5 protein-coding genes are annotated in these 5,304 nt (G+C 49.6%); all 5 read left to right on the top strand.

The genetic code is table 11. The features are described 5' to 3' along the window. The coding region (locus GPK89_RS03710; RefSeq protein WP_252261456.1) for an ATP-dependent DNA helicase at window positions 1-1,830 on the top strand (1,830 nt) is incomplete at its 5' end. 15 nt (window positions 1,831-1,845) lie between these two features. Further along, window positions 1,846-2,292 carry a recombinase family protein gene (locus tag GPK89_RS03705; RefSeq protein ID WP_113999090.1) on the top strand — a complete coding sequence of 149 codons (447 nt, stop codon included), beginning with the start codon at window positions 1,846-1,848 and terminating at the stop codon, window positions 2,290-2,292. Between the two features lie 11 nt (window positions 2,293-2,303). Continuing rightward, window positions 2,304-2,729 carry a recombinase family protein gene (locus GPK89_RS03700; protein ID WP_215691639.1) on the top strand — a complete coding sequence of 142 codons (426 nt, stop codon included), beginning with the start codon at window positions 2,304-2,306 and terminating at the stop codon, window positions 2,727-2,729. Continuing rightward, window positions 2,716-2,901 (top strand): hypothetical protein, encoded by a 186-nt coding sequence (locus tag GPK89_RS03695; protein ID WP_215691638.1) that lies wholly within the window; start codon window positions 2,716-2,718, stop codon window positions 2,899-2,901. The genes GPK89_RS03700 and GPK89_RS03695 overlap by 14 nt, the downstream gene beginning before the upstream one ends. A 128-nt stretch (window positions 2,902-3,029) precedes the next feature. Next, complete coding sequence (locus tag GPK89_RS03690; protein WP_215691637.1) at window positions 3,030-4,745, top strand: recombinase family protein; 1,716 nt, start codon at window positions 3,030-3,032, stop codon at window positions 4,743-4,745. Window positions 4,746-5,304: the final 559 nt, after the last annotated feature.

Below are 5,304 nucleotides of genomic sequence, written 5' to 3'. Positions count from 1 at the left end.
CGCGAGGAACAAATCGCGCTTTGCCATGAAGTTTTAGATACCTTATATAATAAGGAAATTTCCCTGTGCGAAGCAGGCGTAGGCACCGGCAAAACGCTGGCTTACCTCGTGGGCTGTATCCTTTGGCAGATGCATCGCCCCGAACGGATGAAACTGCCCATCGTTATCTCCACTTCCAGCGTTGCCTTGCAGGACGCTATCCTTACAGAGTATCTGCCCGACCTGTCCGCTATTTTGCTGGACGAGGGTATCATCACCGCACCCATCACAGCCGTTGTCCGCAAGGGCAAAGAGCGTTTTGTCTGCGATGCCCGCCTCGCCGAGAGAGCATCGCTGGTGCAGCCAAGCAGAAAAAAGCAACGGAACAGCCTGCGCATTGCAGAAAATATTCTGGACATGGATCATATCCCGGAACTCTCCCGCTATGACCGCTGCCGCATTTGTGTGCCGCAGTCCTGCCCGCGTGATTGCTTTATGCGCTTGGATTGCCGCTACCAGCAGTATCTGCGGGATTCCATGAAGCCCGATATCCAAATTTGCAACCATAATTATCTATTGGCGGATGCTTCCCACCGCTTGGAAGATCGACCACTTTTGCTTCGCAGTTATCAGGCGCTGGTGGTGGACGAGGCGCACAAACTGCCCGATGCAGCCCGCCAGATGTACACGGAAACACTATCCCAGCACAACATGGATGAATTGTGCCTTTTATTACAACAGGCGCACTACAAGGATTTTGCCAGACAGCTGCGGACGGCGTTCCTTACGCTGTCGTTCTCCTGCACGCAGGGGCTTTCCATGCTGCGAAGAAAAGCGGGTGAACCGTTCGTGCTTACGCCGTTCCGCCGCGCTGCGCTCATCGACTGCATAGCATTGTTGCAAAATGCCGGCGGGTTGCTGGATGTGCCGCGATACCTGCAGAACAGGCTGGGAGAAGCAGAAAGTCTGCTGCGCCTTTTTCTTTTGGAGGTTCCGACGCGCATCCTCTATATCGACTACGATGCCGACGGTCAGCCCACGTTCTGCGCGGCCAGCAGCCGCGTACCACAGCTTCTCCGCAGTGCGCTGTGGAACACCCGCGAACCCGCAATTTTGACCTCTGGTACCCTGGCTGCAGCCGGAGAGTTCAGCCACACGGAACAGCTTTTGGGGTTGGCGGCTTATCGACCTCTGCGTCATTTCCGAGCAGATTCTCCGTTTAACTACAAGAAAAAATGTCTGTTATACTTTCCACCACGCGTAAAAATGCGAATGGACAATCGCAAAATGGCAGAAGAAATCGTCCGATTGGTGGATGCTTGCCACGGTCATGCGCTGGTGCTGTTCACAGCGTACCGCCAGATGGCGGAAGTCCGCGCGCTGACGGACGGTCAGTGGACATACCCGACCTATCAGGCATGGCGCAACGGCGGCAAAATCATCCAGCAGTTCAAGCAATCCGGCAATGGTGTGCTGTTTGCTGCTGGCTCCTGCTGGGAGGGCATCGACTTTCCCGGCGATATGGTGTCCTTGCTGATCATCGCAAAACTGCCGTTCCCGATACCCGACCCTGTCAGCGACTACGAACGCCGGCAGTACCCGAATCTGCGTAACTACATAAACGCCGAAGTCATCCCCGAAATGCAGAAGAAGCTACGGCAGGGTTTTGGTCGTGCCATCCGTACCGAGCAGGACTCCTGCGTGGTGGCGATTCTGGACGAACGCGCGGGCATCGGCGGCAGGTATCATGACGCCGCACTGGCAGCACTGCCGACTTGCCCAATCACCGAGAAAATCGAAGATGTTCAGCAATTCATCCGGGAGCAGAAGCGTCCGGATTACTTTTTGTGAAAAGAGGAACCTGAGATGTACCTTATGCGAAACCACGATGTCTGGATTTATGTGCGCTGCGCCAACAGCGATCCGCGCATTGCCTTTGACCGGCTGTATGACCTTATCGACGAAGCCGCCGGACACGGTTTTCTTGTGCGCGGCACATCTTTTGACCATTGCAGCGGAAACACCTTGAAAGACCGCATCGGTCTGCGCTCTATGCTGGACGCAGTAGAGAACGGTCGGATTGAAGCCGTGATGGTGCGCGATTTGGAACAAATCAGCCGCAACAGCTACATACTGGTAGGCGTTATTGAAATTTTGCGTCAGAATGATGTCTACCTCATCACCACCGAATGTGACCTGAACGCCGAACTCATCAACAGCGGGCTGGAACGCTTTGTCGGTGACCGCTTCACGCGGGCATCCTTTGGAAAGCCGCGCTTTGATGTCCGTCTCCCGCTTATGGATCAATTTTAAGAGGTGCGCCCATGAAAGAATATAAAGTTTGGGCGTTCGCCCGCAGCGCCGCACCGAACCTGCCCGCATTGGAAGAACAGCTTGCAGAAGTCATGCGTGAAGCCGACAGGCGCGGTTACATCATTATCAACTCCTGCATGGAGCAGAAGTACGGCACCGAATTCTGGCGACCGGCTTTGTTAGCCATGCTTACCGCTGTGCAGCAGGGGCGCGTCAATGCCGTGATGGTGCAGAGCCTTGACCGTTTGAGCCACGACATTACAACCTTGTACCGCATCCTGCGCTTTTTGCAAAATTATGGTGCAGTACTGATTACAACCGAGACCAATTTACAGTATGAACTCTATCTTACAGGGTTGGAGAGCAGACTGCTGAATCGCCCTAAGAAAAGAAAGCCTGTATGGGTATGTGAGGAATGCGAAGATGGAAATCCTTGAGACAAAAAGAGGAAAAAGCGGCGTACAAAGCATTGTTGTTCGCTGCGGCGAGTATACCGCAGAACTGACTTTTTGCGAAAACTGTGAAACGGACGTCATGATTCCTATTAAAGAGCTGATTATGTCTGCATACGATTTGCGCAAGCAACGGGAAGAACAGGATAATAGGTAGAATTGCGGTCCACATTGGCAGCGATTCTTCTCCGTTTTGGTGAATAGCTTTCCTTATTATAATAGAGTATCGTTTGTCTTGCGAAAATGCACCAACCATTTCGCAAGATGAACAGCGAGGTGAACAGAATGATTTGCGTAGATTCGAATGGCCAAGCTATTGAAATTTCGGTAGCAGACCAGATGTGGCTGGATGATGCCTATTTTAAGGGAAAGCAGATGCATCTTGAAGCGGATGCCCCGCGCGTTGCACTGGCTTATCGTGTATCGACAAAAGGGCAGGTAGACCACGATGATATTCCGATGCAGAAAATAGACTGCCGTAAGTTTGCACAAAAGCAAGGCTGGAGAGTCGTAAAAGAAGTTGCTGAAAAGGGCGTCTCCGGTTCTAAGGTGTCGGCATCAAAACGCGATGCCATCCAGCAATTGAAAGAAGAAGCCGCCAACGGCGAATTTGACATTCTGCTGGTCTATATGTTTGACCGTCTCGGACGAATCGAAAGCGAAACTCCCTTTGTGCTGGAATGGTTCGTCCAGCATGGAATTCAAATGTGGAGTACCCACGAAGGTCAGCAGAAAATCGAGACACATGGCGATAAGTTGATGAACTACATCCGCTTTTGGCAGGCAGCAGGGGAATCGGAGAAAACATCCATCCGAACCCGCGATAGAATCCGGCAAATCGTGTCCAGTGGTCACTACACAGGTGGTTTCGTATGCTATGGTTACAAGTTAGAAGACCAAGGCAGACGAAACAAGCGTGATAAGCCTGTTATGGATCTGGTCATCAATGAGGAAGAAGCTACATGGGTTCGGGAGCTCTTTTATAAGGTTATCCAAGAAGGCGCCAGCGGATATGCTCTGGCTGAAATGTTAAATAACCGAGGATTGCGTACCCGTGCCGGAGCAAAGTTCCAGTCGAGCAACATAATCCGAATTATCCGCCACGAGGGGTATACAGGCTACATAATTACGAAAAATGCTCGTTCTGAGTATATTCCAGAATTGCAGATCATCGACAGGGAAACATTCGATAAGGCAAATGACATAATAAACCGCAGAAAAGCCAAATCGGAGCAAGAACGAAAAATCGCCCATACCAGTCAGAATCCAACACTGCTGGCGGGCATCGTGTACTGTGCTCACTGTGGTGCGAAGATGTCGGGATTTATGCATACGGACCGTTATAAGCTGGCAGATGGCAGCATTCGGGAGAAAGTACAACCAAAGTACAATTGCTTCCAGCGGGGACAGAAGAATAAAGGGGGGAGAGATTGCGATGGACAGGCATTATATCTTGCTGAGAGGGTAGATGCTATCGTTCTGCAAGCGGTATCAAAGATATTTGAGCAGATTAGAGATACACCGTACTCAAGGATGGCAGAAAACCGAATAAGGCAGGAATCAAATCTACAAAAATCTAAACGCGCTTCGGTAGAAAAGAAAATTAAAACTGCACAGCATGCTTTGGAACGCTTTGAAGGTGAGATTCTGAAATGCCTTGATGGAACAAGCAATTTTACCGAGGATATGATTGCCAAGCAAATCCGGCGATACCAACAAGAACTGGATGATGCGAAAGCAGAGTATGCTGCACTTCAAAATGCACGGCTAAACGAAGCTGCAGAGATTCGAAAACTGCGTACCTACTATGATGAATTCAGAGGGTGGGCAGAAGAATTCGATGCGGCACCATTAGAAATCAAACGCATGATACTGAGCCAACTGATAGAAAGAGTGGAGGTCGGAAGAAAGTATCAGGTTACGATAAAGCTAAATATGGAATATCAGCAATTCTTGGAAATCACAGAAGAACAGAAACTTATACCGCTGATTAGTGCGTAAAAGAAAATAGACCAGCGCCACACAAAAACGGTGCTGGTCAATGACTTTGCATAGGATATATTTAGTGATTTTGATCGTTAGAAAAGTGCTTTTTATTACAACAGCATACACCATGAGTGTGAGCAACTAAGGAGAGCAACTGACTCTTAATCAGTGGGTCCTGGGTTCGAGTCCCCGATGGTGCACCACAAAACAGCCTTACGGTAAACGTAAGGCTGTTTTTTAATGATTGCCGCATTTTAGCCGCTGACTTAGACAAAAGTCAGCGGCTGATTTTGTATTTTGAGAGAAATTCAAGAACTTTCAGTGTGATGGAAACAGTGGCATATATGCAGCTGCCAATAAAAGTAGTGCCATTGCCTGGCAAGTGACAATTTGACCAAATACCATTTCAAAAATTTGGACGATTTGACAATGATTTTTTACGCTCTTCAAATGATGAGGCAGAAGTGGTATGATTATCATAATCAAGGAAACCGCGCAAATGCGGATATTTCTGGATTTCACCAATCTTTTGGGAGATGCTGTGGTTTGGTCGCGAGGTGGGCTTTTCCCGGAC

The organism is Gemmiger formicilis (assembly GCF_018784445.1).
Classification (GTDB): Bacteria; Bacillota; Clostridia; order Oscillospirales; family Ruminococcaceae; genus Gemmiger.
This window is presented reverse-complemented; position numbering and strand designations above follow the sequence as displayed.

Excerpts from the sequence above, each read along its gene's own strand:
- GPK89_RS03705 (WP_113999090.1), top strand. The coding sequence starts at position 1,846 with ATGTACCTTATGCGAAACCACGATGTCTGGATTTATGTGCGCTGCGCC.
- GPK89_RS03690 (WP_215691637.1), top strand. The coding sequence starts at position 3,030 with ATGATTTGCGTAGATTCGAATGGCCAAGCTATTGAAATTTCGGTAGCA.
- GPK89_RS03700 (WP_215691639.1), top strand. The coding sequence starts at position 2,304 with ATGAAAGAATATAAAGTTTGGGCGTTCGCCCGCAGCGCCGCACCGAAC.
- GPK89_RS03695 (WP_215691638.1), top strand. The coding sequence starts at position 2,716 with ATGGAAATCCTTGAGACAAAAAGAGGAAAAAGCGGCGTACAAAGCATT.